This is a genomic window from Pseudomonas mandelii (assembly GCF_900106065.1).
In the GTDB taxonomy this organism is placed as follows: domain Bacteria; phylum Pseudomonadota; class Gammaproteobacteria; order Pseudomonadales; family Pseudomonadaceae; genus Aquipseudomonas; species Aquipseudomonas mandelii.
The window spans coordinates 4,161,619-4,178,621 of the sequence record NZ_LT629796.1 but is presented as its reverse complement, the minus strand read 5'-3'; the positions used below and the strand labels follow the sequence as shown (position 1 = coordinate 4,178,621).

At 58.6% G+C, this 17,003-nt stretch carries 14 protein-coding genes and 3 pseudogenes; 11 read left to right on the top strand and 6 right to left on the bottom strand.

Annotated elements, in window-relative coordinates:
- Positions 1-6: 6 nt before the first annotated feature.
- From BLU63_RS19345 to BLU63_RS19325, 5 genes are all read right to left on the bottom strand, one after another.
- Positions 7-1,095, bottom strand: coding sequence for a flagellar basal body P-ring protein FlgI (locus BLU63_RS19345; RefSeq protein WP_010457013.1), 1,089 nt, complete (start codon positions 1,093-1,095; stop codon positions 7-9).
- A 27-nt stretch (positions 1,096-1,122) separates the two neighbouring features.
- Positions 1,123-1,818, bottom strand: a complete 696-nt coding sequence (gene flgH / locus BLU63_RS19340) for a flagellar basal body L-ring protein FlgH (RefSeq protein WP_010457015.1) — start codon at positions 1,816-1,818, stop codon at positions 1,123-1,125.
- A 51-nt stretch (positions 1,819-1,869) separates the two neighbouring features.
- Positions 1,870-2,655, bottom strand: a complete 786-nt coding sequence (flgG, locus tag BLU63_RS19335) for a flagellar basal-body rod protein FlgG (RefSeq protein ID WP_010457017.1) — start codon at positions 2,653-2,655, stop codon at positions 1,870-1,872.
- 45 nt (positions 2,656-2,700) lie between these two features.
- A complete protein-coding gene (locus BLU63_RS19330) occupies positions 2,701-3,441 on the bottom strand; it encodes a flagellar basal body rod protein FlgF (protein WP_010457018.1) in 741 nt (246 codons plus the stop codon).
- A 365-nt stretch (positions 3,442-3,806) separates the two neighbouring features.
- On the bottom strand, positions 3,807-5,369 hold the full coding sequence (locus BLU63_RS19325; protein ID WP_010457020.1) for a sigma-54-dependent phenylalanine hydroxylase transcriptional regulator PhhR: 1,563 nt from the start codon (positions 5,367-5,369) through the stop codon (positions 3,807-3,809).
- Positions 5,370-5,752: 383 nt separating this feature from the next.
- On the opposite strand from BLU63_RS19325, the gene phhA reads away from it, so the two are divergent.
- The 3 genes from phhA to BLU63_RS19310 all read left to right on the top strand — a co-directional run bounded on the left by phhA (position 5,753) and on the right by BLU63_RS19310 (position 8,195).
- On the top strand, positions 5,753-6,541 hold the full coding sequence (gene phhA / locus BLU63_RS19320; RefSeq protein ID WP_010457022.1) for a phenylalanine 4-monooxygenase: 789 nt from the start codon (positions 5,753-5,755) through the stop codon (positions 6,539-6,541).
- Positions 6,542-6,645: 104 nt separating this feature from the next.
- Complete coding sequence (locus BLU63_RS19315; protein ID WP_010457024.1) at positions 6,646-7,002, top strand: 4a-hydroxytetrahydrobiopterin dehydratase; 357 nt, start codon at positions 6,646-6,648, stop codon at positions 7,000-7,002.
- Positions 7,002-8,195 (top strand): amino acid aminotransferase, encoded by a 1,194-nt coding sequence (locus tag BLU63_RS19310; RefSeq protein ID WP_083375972.1) that lies wholly within the window; start codon positions 7,002-7,004, stop codon positions 8,193-8,195. The genes BLU63_RS19315 and BLU63_RS19310 overlap by 1 nt, the downstream gene beginning before the upstream one ends.
- Before the next feature lie 245 nt (positions 8,196-8,440).
- Here BLU63_RS19310 and BLU63_RS19305 read toward each other — a convergent pair whose 3' ends face one another.
- Positions 8,441-9,430, bottom strand: coding sequence for a LysR family transcriptional regulator (locus tag BLU63_RS19305; RefSeq protein WP_010457027.1), 990 nt, complete (start codon positions 9,428-9,430; stop codon positions 8,441-8,443).
- A gap of 90 nt (positions 9,431-9,520) precedes the next feature.
- Between BLU63_RS19305 and BLU63_RS19300 the strand changes: the two genes are divergently transcribed.
- The 8 genes and pseudogenes from BLU63_RS19300 to BLU63_RS19270 form a co-directional block, all read left to right on the top strand.
- Positions 9,521-10,147 (top strand): alanyl-tRNA editing protein, encoded by a 627-nt coding sequence (locus tag BLU63_RS19300; protein WP_077748609.1) that lies wholly within the window; start codon positions 9,521-9,523, stop codon positions 10,145-10,147.
- 92 nt (positions 10,148-10,239) lie between these two features.
- Complete coding sequence (locus BLU63_RS19295) at positions 10,240-11,010, top strand: 2OG-Fe(II) oxygenase (RefSeq protein WP_010457032.1); 771 nt, start codon at positions 10,240-10,242, stop codon at positions 11,008-11,010.
- 1 nt (position 11,011) lies between these two features.
- A complete protein-coding gene (locus BLU63_RS19290; RefSeq protein ID WP_077748608.1) occupies positions 11,012-11,650 on the top strand; it encodes a LysE family translocator in 639 nt (212 codons plus the stop codon).
- 198 nt (positions 11,651-11,848) lie between these two features.
- On the top strand, positions 11,849-13,588 hold the full coding sequence (locus tag BLU63_RS19285) for a dipeptidase (protein ID WP_083375971.1): 1,740 nt from the start codon (positions 11,849-11,851) through the stop codon (positions 13,586-13,588).
- Positions 13,589-13,967: 379 nt separating this feature from the next.
- Positions 13,968-14,705 carry a reverse transcriptase N-terminal domain-containing protein gene (locus BLU63_RS19280; protein ID WP_329608834.1) on the top strand — a complete coding sequence of 246 codons (738 nt, stop codon included), beginning with the start codon at positions 13,968-13,970 and terminating at the stop codon, positions 14,703-14,705.
- A 430-nt stretch (positions 14,706-15,135) separates the two neighbouring features.
- Positions 15,136-15,393: pseudogene (locus BLU63_RS33850) on the top strand (recombinase family protein); the annotation flags it as partial.
- 90 nt (positions 15,394-15,483) lie between these two features.
- Positions 15,484-16,203, top strand: a pseudogene (locus BLU63_RS33845) (group II intron reverse transcriptase); the annotation flags it as partial.
- Between the two features lie 207 nt (positions 16,204-16,410).
- Positions 16,411-16,950, top strand: a pseudogene (locus BLU63_RS19270) (IS66 family transposase zinc-finger binding domain-containing protein); the annotation flags it as partial.
- Positions 16,951-17,003: the final 53 nt, after the last annotated feature.

The following is a 17,003-nucleotide window of genomic DNA, read 5'->3' as shown; positions in this document are numbered from 1 at the left end:
CTGTCCTCAGATCACAATCAGGTCGGCTTGCAACGCGCCAGCCTGTTTCAATGCTTCGAGGATCGCCATCAAGTCACCCGGTGCCGCGCCGACCTGGTTCACCGCACGCACAATTTCGTCGAGGGTGGTGCCCGGGCCGAACTTGAACATCGGCTTGGCTTCTTGCTGAGCGTTGACCCGCGAGCGCGGCACGACGGCGGTCTGGCCATTGGACAGAGGGCCGGGCTGGCTGACAATCGGGTCTTCGGTGATGGTCACCGTCAGGCTGCCGTGAGTCACGGCGGCCGGTGAAACCTTGACGTTCTGGCCGATCACGATGGTGCCGGTGCGCGAGTTGATGATGACTTTCGCCACCGCCTGACCCGGATCGACTTCAAGGTTTTCGATGATCGACAGATAGTCGACGCGCTGACTTGGATCGAGCGGCGCGCTGACCCTAATCGAACCACCGTCGATGGCCTGGGCAACGCCAGGGCCGAGCATGTCGTTGATCTTGTCGACGATGCGCTTGGCGGTGGTGAAGTCCGAACGGTTGAGGTTCAGGGTCAGGCTGTTGCCCTGGTTGAAACCGCTTGGCACCGAACGCTCCACCGAGGCACCGCCCGGGATACGACCGGCCGACGGAACGTTGACGGTGATCTTCGAACCGTCGCGGCCTTCGGCATCAAAACCGCCGACCACCAGGTTGCCTTGGGCGATTGCGTAGACGTTGCCGTCGATACCCTTGAGGGGTGTCAGCAGCAAGGTGCCGCCGCGCAGGCTCTTGGAGTTACCGATGGACGAAACGGTGATGTCGACCTGCTGACCCGGCTTGGCGAACGCCGGCAGATCAGCACTGATCGACACGGCGGCGACGTTCTTCAACTGCACGTTGCCCGAACCCGGCGGCACCTTGATGCCGAACTGCGAGAGCATGTTGTTGAAGGTCTGCAGAGTGAACGGGGTTTGCGTCGTCTGGTCGCCGGTGCCGTTAAGCCCGACCACCAGGCCGTAGCCGATCAATTGGTTGGAGCGCACGCCGGAAATACTGGCGATATCCTTCAGCCGCTCGGCTTGCGCGTTGAACGCAGCCGAGAGCATCAGGGCAGCCACCATCAGGTGTTTAAGATTCAACGTGGCCACCTAGAAAGGGAACAGCGGGCTGAGGAAGAAACGGTCGAACCAGCCTGGCTGACTCGCATCGGCAAACGCACCGGTGCCCGAGTAGGTGATGCGTGCATCGGCGACGCGGGTCGACGACACGGTGTTGTCGGTGGAGATGTCATCGGCGCGCACCATGCCGGCAATCCGCACCAGCTCATCGCCGGTGTTGAGCGTCAGCCACTTCTCTCCGCGCACGGCGATGATGCCGTTGGGCAGCACGTCAGCGACGGTCACCGTGATCGAGCCGGTCAGGCTGTTGCTCTGCCCGGACTTGCTGTCGCCCTTGGTCGCACGGTCGCCTTCGTAGCCAACGTCCAGGCTCAGGCTACCGCTGCCCACAGGGTCGCTGGTGCTCAGGCCACCGCCAAAGAACGAGCTCAGGCCGATGTCGGTCTTGCTGTTCTTGCCGATTTGCGAGTTGGCGTTCTTGCTGGCCTGGGTCCGTTCGTTCAGGGTGATGGTGATGATGTCACCGACCCGGAACGCCTTGCGGTCGCTGTACAGGTTCTGTTCAAAGCCGGCCTGATAGATCGAGCCGTTATTGGCGGCAGCCGGCAACGGCGTGCGCGGCAACACCGGGGCGTAGTAAGGGTCATTGGGCTTGGGTGGCGGAGCGACGCAGCCCGCGAGCACGACGACCCCACTCAGTGCCAGAACAGATACAAAGCGATTCATGACCCTACCTCACGGTGTTGCAGACGACCTCATGGCCGCCTCATAGACTGATTACAGATTCTGCGTTACGAACGAGAGCATCTGGTCGGCGGTGGAGATCACCTTGGAGTTCATCTCGTAAGCGCGCTGAGTGGTGATCATGTTGACCATCTCTTCAACGGTGCTGACGTTGGACGTTTCCAGGGTGTTCTGCAGCGTGGTACCGAAACCGTTCAGGCCCGGGGTGCCGACTTGCGGCGCGCCGCTGGCAGCGGTTTCCAGGAACAGGTTGTTACCCACGGCTTGCAGGCCGGCCGGGTTGATGAAATCGGCGGTTTGCAGGTTGCCGATCACCTGGCTGGCCGGGTTACCCGGAACGGTGACCGACACGGTGCCGTCGCGACCGACCGTGAAGGTCTGCGCGTCGTTCGGAATGACGATGGCCGGCTCCAGGGCGAAGCCGCTGGCATTGACGATCTGGCCATTGGAATCGAGGTGGAACGTGCCGTCACGGGTGTAGGACGTGGTGCCGTCCGGCTGCAGGATCTGGAAGAAACCGCGACCATCGACGGCCAGGTCCAGCGGCTGCTCAGTGGTTTGCAGGCTGCCGGCGGTGAAGTTTTTCTGGGTGCCGACGATGCGCACACCGGTACCCACTTGCAGACCCGACGGCAGTTCGCTGTCCTGGGTCGACTGGGCGCCTGGCTGGCGCTTGATCTGATAGAGCAAGTCCTGGAACTCGGCACGGTCACGTTTGAAACCCGTGGTCGACACGTTGGCCAGGTTGTTGGAAATGGTCGTCAGGTTGGTGTCCTGGGCGGACAGACCTGTTTTGGCAACCCATAGAGCCGGAAGCATTCGATTCTCCTCGTGCGCCTGTTTTACGGCGCGACGTTCTGATAATTAGCTGATCTGCAAGACCCGAGCCATGGCCTGGTCATCGTCTTTGGCGGTGTTCATCATCTTGATGTGCAGCTCGAACTGCTTCGACAAAGCCAGCACCGAGGTCATCTCTTCCACGGCGTTGACGTTGCTCGACTCAAGGAACCCGGACACCAGTTTGACGCCTGCATCGGCTTGCGCCGGCTTGCCGTCCTTGGTGTGGATCGAACCATCCAGGCCTTTGGTCATGTTCTTCAGGTCAGGGTTGACCAATTTGATACGGTCGACTTCAGCCATCACACGCGGGCCTTCGCCCATCGCACGGATGCTGATGGTGCCGTCTTCGCCCACTTCGATTTGCTGCTCGGGCGGCACGGCGATCGGTCCGCCATTGCCCATCACCGGCATACCGTTGCCGGCACGCAGCACGCCCAGGGCGTCCACGTTCAGGCTGCCGGTGCGCACGTAGCTTTCAGCGCCATCGGGGGTCTGCACGGCGATCCAGCCGTTGCCTTGCACCGCGACGTCGAGGTCGCGACCGGTTTCAACCAGCGAACCTGGTGAGAAGTCGGTGGCCGGACGCTCGGTCATGGCAAACGCACGCGCCGGAAAGCTGTCACCAAACACCGGCATCGAACGGGCCTGTTCCAGGTCCTTCTGAAAACCGTTGGTAGAGATGTTTGCCAGGTTGTTGGCATGAGCCTTCTGCGCCAGTGCATTCTGGCTGGCGCCGGTCATTGCCACATAAAGGTACTTGTCCACACTCTTTCCTCTGCATGCCGGACGTTTGCCGCCCACCGCTGTACTGTTGAGCGATAAGCAATTTACAGACCAACTTTTTTCTGGCGGTGCGAGGCCCGGCAAACAAAGGACTTGAGGGGTTTTGCGGGGATTGGGGAAATGTATCGGAGACGAAAAACCGGCGGTGTTATGCCGGTTGGTGGCAAGTGCTGGCCTTTGCAGCCAACAGGATCCCCTGCGGCGAGGGAGCTTGCTCCCGCTGGGCTGCGAAGCAGCCCCAAAAAGACTGGCCGAGCGTGACAGTCAGATCATGCCGGATGGTCTTACGGCCGCTTCGCACCCAGCGGGAGCAAGCTCCCTCGCCACAAAGTTGTCATTGCTTCAGCTTAAGCGTCGGGGTCTTTGCCGACTTCATACTCACGCAACTTGTTGGCAATGGTCGTATGCGAAACCCCCAACCGCTTGCCCAACTGCCGACTGCTCGGATGCTCGGAATACAACCTCTCCAGCACCGCTTTCTCAAAGCGCCCGACGATCGCATCCAGCCCGCCTTCGAGGGAGAAATCGCCAAGCGGCTGACGCACGCCGTAATCCGGCAAGCGAATGTGCTCGGCCTTCACGGTCCCGCCTTCGCACAACGAAACCGCCTGGAACAACACGTTTTCCAATTGCCGGACATTGCCCGGCCAATGGTAATGACTGAGCCGCTCCATCGCCGCTGGCGCCAGCTTCGGCAGCGGGCAACCGATCTGACGACTGGCCTGGTCGAGGAAGTGCTCCACCAACGGCGTCAAACCATCGAGGCATTCACGCAGCGGCGGAATGTGCAGTGAGAGCACGTTCAAGCGGTGATACAAATCCTGGCGAAACTCGCCCCGCGCGCATAACTCGGACAAGTCCACCTGCGTCGCGCAGATCACCCGCACATCCAGATAGACCTCTTCATCACTGCCCACACGACGGAAGCAACCGTCCTGCAAGAAGCGCAGCAATTTCACCTGCAAGCGTGGGCTCATTTCCCCGACGCCATCGAGAAACAACGTACCGCCCGCCGTCAGCTCCAGCAGCCCAAGCTTGCCTTCGGCACGCGCGCCTTCGAAGGCGCCGGGGCCGTAGCCGAACAGCTCGGTCTCCGCCATCGATTCCGGCAGGCCGGCGCAGTTGAGCGCCATCAAAGGTGACTGGCCGCGCGGACTCGCCAGGTGACAGGCACGCGCCAATAATTCCTTACCGGTGCCGGTTTCGCCTTCTATCAAGAGCGGCGCATCCAGCGGCGCCATGCGCCGCGCTTCGCGGACCACCGCGGCCATGACTTTCGAGCTTTGGAAGATGCTGTCGAACCCGCGCAGTTCCTGCTTGCGCACGTTATAGATGCGCTCCCCCACCCGATCAGCGCGGTGCAGCGTCAGGACTGCACCGGCCATGGCTTCGCTGTCGTCATGCTCGGATTGCAGCGGCGCGATGTCGGCGAGGAACACATCGCCCTTGACCTTGACCCGCAGCCCGTTGATCCGCGACTTGTTGGCACGCACCAGTTCCGGCAAATCAAAATCCTCGGCGTAACGCGATAGCGGAATCCCCGGCACCTCATCCACCCGCACCCCGAGCAACTGCGCCGCTGCACGGTTGGCCGCCACGATGGAGCCGCCCATGTCGATCGACAACACCGGAAACTCCAGGGCGCCGAGCAAGGCATTGAGCTCCATGTGCCGACGCTCGCTGGGCATCAGCCCTACACGCTTGACGCCAAATACCCCGGCAATCGACTCGAATTTCGGACGCAACGCCTGGAACTGAATATTGATCAGGTTCGGGCAGTGCAGGTAGATCGCATTGCCATGCTCACCGCCGACCTCGCCGCGAGCGACGTTGATTCCGTACTCGACCAACAAGTTGAGAATGTCGCGCAGGATGCCGATGCGGTTCTGGCAGTGGACTTTGATACGCATATAAAGGCCCAAGAAAAACGGTCAATAGGTTGGATGCCCGAGGTACAACCCTGTGGGAGCGAGCCTGCTCGCGAATGCGTCGGTGCATTCGGCATTGATGTGTCAGGCAGAACGCTTTCGCGAGCAGGCTCGCTCCCACAGGGTATTTTTTTGCTGGCACGCTCAGATAGCCGTCAAGATTATGTGACAGGCGCAACGCTTTTCAAACCCGAAAAACTCAATACCTGCGCCACTGCGATCCATTCGTAACGAAATCTTTACGAAAACTGGAGAACTTTCCTACGCACGGCACGATTCACCTACTGCAACGCGGCACGCCTTGGAGTATTTCTAAGTCCATAGCAGTACATAACAAGAATGAAATCCCCTAGCAGGAGAGCAGCATGAAGCAGACGCAGTACGTGGCTCGCGAGCCCGATGCGCAAGGTTTTATCGACTACCCCGCTGAAGAACATGCGGTGTGGAACACGCTGATTACTCGCCAACTGAAAGTGATCGAGGGGCGTGCGTGCCAGGAATACCTGGACGGTATCGAAAAACTCGGCCTGCCCCACGACCGCATTCCGCAACTCGGTGAAATCAACAAAGTCCTCGGTGAAACCACCGGTTGGCAAGTAGCCCGAGTGCCGGCGCTGATCCCCTTCCAGACCTTTTTCGAATTGCTGGCCAACAAGCAGTTTCCGGTGGCGACCTTTATTCGGACCCGCGAAGAGCTGGATTACCTGCAAGAGCCGGATATTTTCCACGAGATCTTCGGCCACTGTCCGCTGCTGACCAACCCTTGGTTCGCGGAATTCACCCACACCTACGGCAAGCTTGGCCTACAGGCCACCAAGGAAGAACGCGTGTACCTCGCGCGTCTCTACTGGATGACCATCGAGTTCGGCCTGGTCGATACACCAGAAGGCCTGCGCATTTACGGCGGCGGCATTCTCTCCTCGCCGAAAGAAACCGTTTACTGCCTGTCGGACGAACCTGAGCATCAGGCCTTCGATCCGCTGGAATGCATGCGCACGCCTTACCGCATCGACATCCTGCAGCCGCTGTACTTTGTCCTGCCGAACCTCAAGCGTCTGTTTGATGTGGCTCATGAAGACATCATGGCCATGGTCAAGCAAGGCATGCAGCTCGGTTTGCACGCGCCTAAATTTCCACCCAAAAAAGCCGCGTGATCCGCAGCTTTTAGAATCAAGTGAGCCTGTCAGGACACGACGCTTTGCTATAGCGTGGTGAAACTGACGGCCGATTTCCAATCATTCGATTTCAGGAACCCATCATGTCCACATTGAATCAAGCCCATTGCGAAGCCTGCCGCGCCGATGCCCCTCAGGTCAGCGACGAAGAATTGCCGATCCTGATCAAGCAGATCCCGGACTGGAACATCGAAGTGCGCGACAGCGTGATGCAACTGGAAAAAGTGTTCCTGTTCAAGAATTTCAAGCACGCCCTTGCATTCACCAACGCAGTCGGTGAAATCTCCGAGGCCGAAGGCCACCACCCTGGCCTGCTCACCGAGTGGGGCAAAGTCACCGTGACCTGGTGGAGCCACTCCATCAAGGGTCTGCACCGCAACGACTTCATCATGGCCGCGCGCACTGATGAAGTGGCCAAGAACGCCGAGGGCCGCAAATAATGCATTTCGACGCCATCGGTCGAGTACCCGGCGACCCGATTCTCGGCTTGATGGAAGCCTATGCGCAGGACCCGAACCCGCGCAAATTCGACCTTGGCGTGGGCGTCTATAAAGATGCCCAGGGCCTGACGCCGATTCCCCAGTCCGTGAAGCTGGCCGAGCAGCGCCTGGTGGATCGCCAGACCACCAAAACCTACATCGGTGGTCACGGCGAACCGGCGTTCGGCAAGGCGATCAACGAGCTGGTACTTGGCGCCGACTCCCCACTGATCGCCGAACAACGGGCCGGCGCCACCCAGACACCGGGCGGCACCGGCGCGCTGCGCCTGAGCGCCGACTTCATCGCCCAGTGCCTGCCGGGCCGTGGCGTGTGGCTGAGCAACCCGACCTGGCCGATCCACGAAACCATCTTCGCGGCGGCCGGGGTCAAGGTCAGTCATTACCCCTACGTCGGCAGCGACAACCGCCTCGACGTTGAAGCCATGCTGGCAGTGCTCAAAGACGCGCCGAAGGGCGATGTGGTGTTGCTGCACGCCTGCTGCCACAACCCGACCGGTTTCGATCTGTCCCATGACGATTGGCGCCGCGTGCTGGACGTGGTGCGCAGCCGCGATCTGGTGCCGTTGATTGACTTCGCCTACCAGGGCTTCGGCGATGGCCTGGAACAGGATGCGTGGTCGACCCGGCTGTTCGCGGCCGAGTTGCCGGAGGTGCTGATCACCAGTTCCTGCTCGAAAAACTTCGGGCTGTACCGCGATCGCACGGGTGCGCTGATTGTCTGTGCGAAAACCGCTGAGAAGCTGGTGGATATCCGCAGCCAACTGGCAAACATCGCCCGCAATCTGTGGTCGACGCCGCCGGATCATGGCGCTGCCGTGGTCGCGACGATTCTTGGCGATCCCGAGTTGAAAAGCCTCTGGGCCGACGAAGTGGAAGCCATGCGTTTGCGCATCGCCCAATTGCGCAGCGGCCTGATGGAAGCGCTTGAACCCCATGGTTTGCGTGAGCGTTTTGCGCATATCGGTGTGCAACGCGGGATGTTTTCCTACACCGGCTTGTCACCGGAGCAAGTGAAACAGCTTCGTGATCATCACAGCGTGTACATGGTCGGCACCGGCCGTGCGAACGTGGCCGGGATCGATGCAACCCGCCTTGATCTGCTGGCCGAGGCCATCGCCGAAGTCTGCAAGTAACCTCAAGCCCTGCACACTCCCACCTGTGGGAGCGGCGGTGCGGCGATCCGACTTGCTCGCGAAAGCGGTGTGTCAGGCGACATAGATGTCGACTGAGACTCCCTCTTCGCGAGCAGGCTCGTTCTCACATTTGTTTTGCTGACCCTTCCAACGAACCAATCGCTGAAGTTGCGCCCGGCCGCGTCAGCGGCGAGAGGGTTGCAACCTCACCAGAGTGGGAGCAAGCCTGCTCGCGAAGGGGCCAGTCAGAGCAATCCATCACTCTCGGGCAACTCATACTCCGCCGCAACCTTCCCAGCCCTCCCCGGCTTGCTCAGGGTCGGCTCCTTCTCCAGACACTCCACCAGATAATCAATAAGCACCCGCAATTTCGGCGGCAAATAGCGCGTCGGCGAATGCAGCAACCAGGCGCCGCCATGGTAGGACGCGAGGAAGGTCCAGTCCGGCAGCACCTGCACAATCAACCCTTGCTCCAGCGCATAACGCGCCGTGAAATACGGCAGACTGCCAATCCCGATGTGCTGCAACACCGCCCCCAGCCGCACACCTGTGTGATTCGCCGCATACCGACCGCGCACACCGACCGTCACAGCCTTGCTGCCTTTCTTGAATTTCCAGCGCGCATCGCTCGGGGTTTCACCCAGGTAGATACAGCTGTGGTTGAGCAAGTCGTGGGGGTGCGTCGGCGTACCATGTTCGGCGAGGTATTGCGGTGTAGCGCAGAGCAAATGGTCGATGGTGAGCAATTGCCGCCCGACCAACCCTGCGGGCGGTCGATCGGTAATCCGAATCGCCAGATCAACGTTGTCGTCGATCAGATCCACCTGCCTATCCTCAAGCAACAACTCCACATCCACTTTGGGATAACGGCGCAGAAATTCCGGCATATGCGGGTGAATCACAAATCGACCGACCGCCTTGGGCACGCTGACCCGAACCAGCCCTTCCGCTTCATGGGTGAACTGCCCGCTGATTTCCATCACGGACTTGGCCGCACTGACCATTTCCTGGCAACGCTTGAACACCTCTTCGCCACCGTCGCTCAAGCGCAGCTTGCGCGTGGTTCGCTGCAGCAGACGCGTGGCCAACGCTTTTTCCAGACGCGAAATACTGCGACTCACCGCCGAGGGTGAAGAACCCATCTGACGAGCCGCTTCGGAAAAGCTGCCGGTCTCGACAACCTTGACGAAAATCGCCATTTCACCCAGTAACGGCAGTGGAAGATTTATGCTCACAGCGCAACAGTCCTTTGATGTTTGAACGGATTATCACGCAATTCCACGATTCATATAATAAAAAGAGAAACTTTAATGAGGACATGGAATATGACGCTTCGCCTCTTTTTCCATAGTGATGACCTCAAGGCCAATGTGGAAGTCCTGGATTGCACGCCCCAGGAAAACGAGTTTGCGGTGGTGCTGCGCGCCACGTTGTTTCACCCCCAGGGTGGCGGCCAGCCTTTCGATACCGGCTGGATCGGCGAAAGCCAGGTGCTGCGCGTGGTCCAGGACCCGGACCGAATCATTCATTTTGTCGACCGACCAGTAAAACCCGGCATGACCCAGATCAGGATTGACGAGCAACGCCGCCGGTTCAATTCGCGCATGCATTCGGCCGGCCACCTGATCGGCCATTTTGTCCAGGCACTGGGCTGGATGCCGGTCAAGGCTCATCACTGGCCGGGCGAAGGACGCGTGCAATTCAAACCGCTGGAGTCGGCAAAAGAGATGGATGCCGAGATGATTCAGCACGGCATCGAGCAATGGGTCGCCCATGACCTGCCGCGCCTGACATCGATGCGCGAAGGCGCCCGGGAAATTGGTTTCGGTGAGCTGCCCGCCTACGGCTGCGGCGGCACCCATGTACGTAGCCTGAAGGATTTGGGCACGGTCACGATCGCTTCCCTTTCACTGAAAAAGGGAATGCTGTCAGTCCACTACAGCGTGGATTGAGCTTTCGGCGATGTCGTCCCCGGCATCGCCCGACGCCCGGGGGAGCCCGCATTCGCGGGTTCTGTTGACTATCTAATAGATGGACCTAAGACATGATGCTTGACGTCGAGCGTCTCGATGAGACGTGCATAAAAAAACTGGCCAATGAAGAAGTCCTCGCCATCCGCGTCAAAGGCCTGCTGCCCCAGCCGCTGGCGATTCAGATTGGCGACAAGATCCTCGCCCCGGGTTTCGAAGGCTATATCAATGCGCCGAGCATCGGTCGCATCGGCATGGCGTTTTATGAGGCGGAAAACCAGCCGCTGCTGATCGAAGATTATTTCGAGCATGCCTCGCGCAACATCGCGGAATTACGCAAACGTTGCGCGCCCTACTCGTCCCCGGTCGACACCTTGCGCTGCATGCTCGATGAGTCCTGGCCGGCGGGTGCGCACCTGGAAAATCTCTACGGCCGCAAGATGTATGTCGGCCTGTCCCGCGTGGTGAAACCAGGGGTGTGCTTCCTGGCCCATCACGACATTTTCGCCAAGGATGCCCCCGACAGTTACCAGGCCAGAAGCCTGGAAGCGCAGTTCGCCTGCAACGTCTACCTGAACATGCCCTCCGAGGGTGGCGCCTTGCAGATGTGGGACCACGATATTTCTCCGGATCAATTCGACGAGATGCGTGGCGACAGCTACGGCATCGACCCGGCCTTGCTCGGCACGCCGGCCCTGGAGATTCGTCCTGAGCCGGGTGATTTCATCATGTTCAATTCGCGCTGCATGCACTCGGTAACACCCGGCGTGGCGGATCCGCGATTGAGCCTTTCGTTCTTTGTCGGCTATCGCGGCAATGCTTCACCCCTTACTTTCTGGAGTTGAAATGCTTTCGAATTACCTGGGCGAGTTCCTTGCGCTGGCGACTATTCACTTTCTGGCTGTGGTCGCACCTGGACCGGACTTCGCTGTCACCATCCGTCAAAGTGTGCGTTTCGGCCGGTTGGTCGGGATCTGCACGGCCCTGGGCATCGGTGCGGGGATTTCCGTGCACGTGCTCTACACCCTGCTCGGGGTCGGCGCGTTGATGCATACGACGCCCTGGTTACTGACGGTGGCCAAGGTGGTGGGCGGCGTTTACATTTTGTACCTCGGTGTCAGCCTGCTACGCAGTAAACCCAAATCCGCGCTTGAGGGGGACAAAGTCGCCAACGAGCCCGTCGTCGAACAAACACTGTTGAAGGCGTTCACCACCGGCTTTTTGACCAACGCGACCAACCCCAAGGCAACGCTGTTTTTCCTGGCAATTTTCACCACGCTCATCAGCGCTACGACACCCTTGAAGATCCAGGCGCTGTATGGGGCCTGGATGTGTTTTGTGAACGCGCTGTGGTTCGTGATCGTCGCGCTGTTCTTTTCCAGCGCCCGGGTGCGATTGCTGTTCATGCGCATGGGGCATTGGTTCGAACGCACCATGGGGGTGATTCTGATCCTGTTCGCCGGGCGTTTGATTCTCTCGATGTAAGAGCGCCTCAAACGCAAAAGGCCCGCTCAGTCTGACTGACGGGCCTTTTTCGTTTCTGCGCCGCTTTTGCATTTCTGTGCGACAGATCCCACATCAGGGACTCCCGTAACACTCCGTTACAGTGTTAGCTTGGAACCGTTTCTGTCTCATCGATCAGAAACTTCTCACTCCACTGCCTGCAAAGGAATGCCAACAGCAATGAATTTCTCACTCAAGCACCTGGCTGCGTCAACCCTGATACTGGCCAGCCTTTCGTCGTTCACCCTGACAGCGCAGGCCAACATCACCCCGCAACAGAGTGCGGCGATCCTCAAGACGTTCAGTGACACCTCCGTAACGGATTTCAGGCAATTCCTGGGAGGCCTGGCCAAGAGCGACCTCGGCAAAACCGACAATCTCGGCTCCGCCATCAGCGCCTTCCTCGACAACAAGACCCTCACTCCAGACCAGCAGAACGAAATCCATCGCCTGCTTGGTCTCTACGCACGGGTGAAATACGGTGCCGCCGCTACCGAGACCCTGCGCGAGCTGGTGGCTATCCCGACTTTCCGCGTCGAGGGCGTTGATCAACACGACAATCCCGAATTCATCAAGATCGCCGACAAGATCAAGGGCCTCGCCCAGGCGTTCAACCTGAACTTCCGCAACATTGACAACCGCGTCTATGAAATATCCCTTGAGGGCAGCAGCGACGAAGTCGTGGGCATTCATGCGCATGCCGATGTGGTGCCCGTAACGCCGGAGAACTGGGTTCTGAAAGACGGCACCAAACTTGATCCGTTCAAGGTCACCCTGATCGGCGACCGCATGTATGGCCGGGGCACCGAAGATGACAAGAACGGTATCGTGGTAGCGCTTTATGCGATGAAGGTCATCAAGGAAGAGAAGCTGCCGCTGGCGCGCAATTTCAAGCTGCTGGTCGATACCACCGAAGAAACCACCGGCGACGCCATCCCTTATTACTTCGAACACAACCCGACACCCAACTACAACCTGGCGCTGGATGGCGGCTACCCGGTAGTGATTGCGGAGAAAGGCTACGGCACCGTGATGGCGAACTTTGCCAAACGCAAGGCTGAGGGCAAGGGCGCCGAGATCATCTCGATGACCGGTGGCATGGCCACCAACCAGATCCCGTCGACATCGGTCGTCACCCTTTTGAGTGAGAAGCCTGTCGAGTTGGCCGCCAGCCTGCAGAAGGCCGGCGCCGAATATGCCAAAAGCAATGGCGGCAACTTCGACGTCACCGCCAAAGTTGATGGCAAGGATGTCAAATTGACGGTCACCGGCGTTTCCGCCCACTCCTCCGAACCCGAATCCGGCATCAACCCGGTGTCGAGAATGCTGGGCTTCATCAATAGCCTCGACGGCAAGGTTGCGCTCAAGCACAACCACATCACCGACGCCGCCCGCTACGCTGCCGACAACTGGGGGCTGGATTACCTGGGAGGCAAATTGGGGGTCGGTTTTTCCGATGCTTTCATGGGACCGCTGACCGCATCCCTTACCTATGTCGGGATGGACGATAAAGCCTTCAAGCTCGCGGTCAACCTGCGCGTGCCGAAGGGCAAGTCGCCGGAAACGCTCAAGACTGAAATCGCCGATAAGCTTGATGCCTGGAGCAAGAAAACCCACATCGCGGTGGCCTTCGACTACTCGATCGCCGAGCCGATGTACCGCAACCCTGAAGGTGAATGGGTCAAGGCCTTGCTCGCCGTGGCCAGCGAAAACCTGGGCATGGAACACAAGTACGGCACCTCTGCGGGCGCCACTTCGGTCCATGAACTGCCCAATGGCGTGCAATTCGGCCTGGCCAGGCCCGAGGTCAAGTACACCGGCCACACCGACAACGAGTTCAAGATGGTCGACCAGTTCCTGCTGGACCTGCAGATCGTGACGGAAATGATGGGGCGGATCGGGCAGTTGCCGAAACTCTGATCGCCTTTTCGGACCCGCTGTTGTGGCGGGTCCGACGCGTTGATCATCTTGATGCCGGCACCGACAAAAAAGGACCGTCGGTCCTTTTTATAAATGACACACAAACAAAAACGCCGCTCATTGCTGAGCGGCGTTTTTGTTGAATATGGAGCGGGAAACGGGACTAGAATCTAGCCTCTAACCTTTTGATTAGAAAAGGTTTTCCTTGCTTCCTATCTCAGGAATGGACGCTATCTTGGACTTGTTCTGGCTCATTGGCAAGTCCAATACCAAGTTTTTTCCATTGATTGCCACAGAGGGCCAACAAGAACCATGACTCACCCTTCACACGCCCCTGGAGGCGAGTCGTTCGTGGAGGGGTTCAACGGAAGGAGAGCAAATGAACGCAGCAATATTGGCGTGTGCACCTTCCGGCACGTCGTGGGACGGCATCAATTGGGCCGGTGCTCAACGTCGAGTAAGAGGGCTGCAAGCGCGTATTGTGAAGGCGGTACAAGATGGCGGGCATAACAAGGCGAAAGCCCTGCAATGGCTGCTGACTCACTCGTTTAGCGGCAAAGCATTGGCCGTGAAACGGGTGTCTGAAAACAAAGGCAAAAATACCCCCGGGGTGGACAAGGTCACTTGGAATACACCGGGGGCCAAGATCTGTGCGATAGCGTCATTGAGGCGGCGAGGCTACTCGCCGCTTCCGCTTCGGAGAGTGCTTATTCCTAAGAAAAACGGCAAGACGAGACCTCTCGGAATTCCCGCGATGAAATGCCGGGCCATGCAGGCGCTCCATTTGCTGGCTCTGGAACCGATAGCGGAAACCACCGCCGATCCGAACTCTTATGGATTCAAGCCGGAACGTTCAACTGCGGATGCCGCCGCACAGTGCTTTGGTGTGCTGTCACGAAAAGCAAACGCGGAGTGGGTGTTAGAGGGCGACATTCAAAGCTGTTTCGACAATATCAGCCATGACTGGTTGATCGCCAACATTCCCATGGATAAGGCGATTTTGCAGAAATGGCTCCAGGCCGGTTATGTCTACCAGAATCAGCTGTTCTCCAGCCACGCCGGAACCCCGCAGGGAGGCATCATAGCACCGGCAACAACAGAGCAAACTCTCGGATAAAATGGGGACTGCGCATTGCCAGGGAGAGTTTTGCCCCGAGGCATGCGGGATGCCCCGATGTCGAGATTGTTCTCGTCATTGAGGGCCTCGCCCCCACTGATGGGAGACTTCAGTCATGAGCCGAAAACCGCGTATCTGGCGTATTCGTCTGACTTTTGAGCCAAATCGATTCTCTCGTGAACAGCTCGAGAGGGTCTACGAGCAGCTTAAGCCGACAGAAACGCGGGCTTCCTCAGAATTGTCACAATCCCAGCCCTCGGTGAAAAAGCATCGTACTGCCAAGCGAGGTGAGCAATGAGCCAGGCTGGGATGGTGGCATTCTATGCCCGCGTATCCTCTGACCAACAGGCTAAACGCGGCACGATTGAAAGCCAGATTGCCGCGTTGACAGAGCGGATCTGTGGCCGATGGTGCCCATGTTGCTGAGGACATGCGCTTTGTCGGCGTCAGCGGCGCGACGCTGATTCGTCCACAGTTGGAGCGGCTCAGAGACCGGGCGGCCCTCGGCCTGGTGGATCGTCTCTATGTCCTGTCCCCAGATCGACTGTCGCGCAAATATGCTCATCAGGCATTGCTGATGGAAGAGCTATTGGCGTGTGGCGTGCAGGTTGTGTTCCTCAATCATGCCATTGGCGTCACGCCGGAGGAGTCGTTGCTGCTGCAGATGCAGGGCATGATCGCGGAGTACGAACGGGCCAAAATTATGGAACGCAATCGTCGCGGCAAGCTTCATGGGGCCAAACGCGGCAGCATCAATGTGCTGTCGACTGCCCAGGATAAAACGCACATCGTACATATCCATCAAGGATTTGATTTTCTTGGGTGGAATTTTAAGAAGTACGTTCCGAAGTCGTCGAAAAGAAAAGCAAAGCTGATGATCAAGCCTTCGAAGAAAAATGTATCAGCGTTCTACCGAAAAGTGCGAGATATCATAAAAAATAGCGGAGCGCTTACCCAAAACGCACTGATGGGACGGCTTAACCCTGTACTGCGAGGATGGGCACAAAACCATTCCCCGGTTGTGGCGAAAGCCACCTTTAGTAAGCTGGATAATCTAATATTCTGGCGTATTTTTAGGTGGGCAAAGCGACGGCATCCGAGGAAGTCTGTTGGCTGGATTAAGCGACGATATTACTGCTCCGAAATTCATCGGGCATTTGTGCACCCATTAAAGGGGCCCGACGGGATGGTAAGGTTTCGCCAACTATACATGCTGGCGGACACAGCAATCGTTCGTCACAAGCGTTTACCGCTTGCGTATCAACCGTACGATGCAGAACAGGAGTTCAAATGGGAGGCATTAAGGGTTCAGCGGATGCTGCACAAGCTTCGTTATCGACGGCAGATACATAGCCTTTTCAGGCGGCAACAGGGTATATGTGCCTTATGCGGGCATGCCATCAGCAAGGATACCGGCTGGCATGATCACCATGTTGTCAGGCGGGTGGATGGCGGCTCTGATAAGTTAGAAAACCGCGCACTGCTTCATCTCGACTGATACTTGCAGTGCCATGAACTGGGACTCAACAAGCCACTTCAGTATAACGGTTTGCAAAAAACCACCTTCCGCGTAACCGGCCAGTGATGCACTGGCTTTCGTAAGCTTGAGCCGTATGCGGGGAAACTCGCACGTACGGTTCTGAGGGGGCTGCGGATCAGTAATGATCTGTGGCTACCCGACACTTCTTCGTCCAATCTCGATCAAATGACCCCCGATCAACTGCGTGCATTCGCTGCGCAGTTGCTGTCGCAGGTCGATACGATGGGCAAGAAGATCCAGCGAATCGAAACGGTCAACGAACAGCTCACCCACGAAATCGCACTGTTCAAACGGCACAAGTTCGCCAAGCGCAGCGAACAGCTGAGCCCTGACCAGGGCAGCCTGCTCGACGACCTCCTGCATACTGATATCGCGGCCATCGAAGCCGAGCTGAAGGCGGTCAATCCGCCTGCCGCACCGCCTGGACCGGGTCAGCAGCCCAAGCGTGCGCCATTGCCGCCGCAGTTTCCACGAACCGTGATCCGTCACGAACCAGAGAACACCCAGTGCGTGTGCGGCTGCCAGCTTCAGCGCGTCGGCGAAGACGTCAGCGAGAAGCTGGATTACACGCCGGGCGTGTTCACGGTCGAGCAACACGTACGTGGAAAATGGGCCTGCCGCGAGTGTGAAACGCTTATCCAGGCACCGGTGCCGACGCAAGTGATCGACAAAGGCATCCCGACCGCAGGCCTGTTGGCTCACCTCCGACCGCGATCATCACCCACAGGGGCGCGCAGAGATCATGCGCTGCGGCGCCC

Coding starts and splice junctions, on each gene's coding strand:
- BLU63_RS19345 (WP_010457013.1), bottom strand. CDS start 1,095: ATGGTGGCTGCCCTGATGCTCTCGGCTGCGTTCAACGCGCAAGCCGAG.
- flgH (WP_010457015.1), bottom strand. CDS start 1,818: ATGAATCGCTTTGTATCTGTTCTGGCACTGAGTGGGGTCGTCGTGCTC.
- flgG (WP_010457017.1), bottom strand. CDS start 2,655: ATGCTTCCGGCTCTATGGGTTGCCAAAACAGGTCTGTCCGCCCAGGAC.
- BLU63_RS19325 (WP_010457020.1), bottom strand. CDS start 5,369: ATGCGTATCAAAGTCCACTGCCAGAACCGCATCGGCATCCTGCGCGAC.
- phhA (WP_010457022.1), top strand. CDS start 5,753: ATGAAGCAGACGCAGTACGTGGCTCGCGAGCCCGATGCGCAAGGTTTT.
- BLU63_RS19315 (WP_010457024.1), top strand. CDS start 6,646: ATGTCCACATTGAATCAAGCCCATTGCGAAGCCTGCCGCGCCGATGCC.
- BLU63_RS19310 (WP_083375972.1), top strand. CDS start 7,002: ATGCATTTCGACGCCATCGGTCGAGTACCCGGCGACCCGATTCTCGGC.
- BLU63_RS19300 (WP_077748609.1), top strand. CDS start 9,521: ATGACGCTTCGCCTCTTTTTCCATAGTGATGACCTCAAGGCCAATGTG.
- BLU63_RS19295 (WP_010457032.1), top strand. CDS start 10,240: ATGATGCTTGACGTCGAGCGTCTCGATGAGACGTGCATAAAAAAACTG.
- BLU63_RS19290 (WP_077748608.1), top strand. CDS start 11,012: ATGCTTTCGAATTACCTGGGCGAGTTCCTTGCGCTGGCGACTATTCAC.
- BLU63_RS19285 (WP_083375971.1), top strand. CDS start 11,849: ATGAATTTCTCACTCAAGCACCTGGCTGCGTCAACCCTGATACTGGCC.
- BLU63_RS19280 (WP_329608834.1), top strand. CDS start 13,968: ATGAACGCAGCAATATTGGCGTGTGCACCTTCCGGCACGTCGTGGGAC.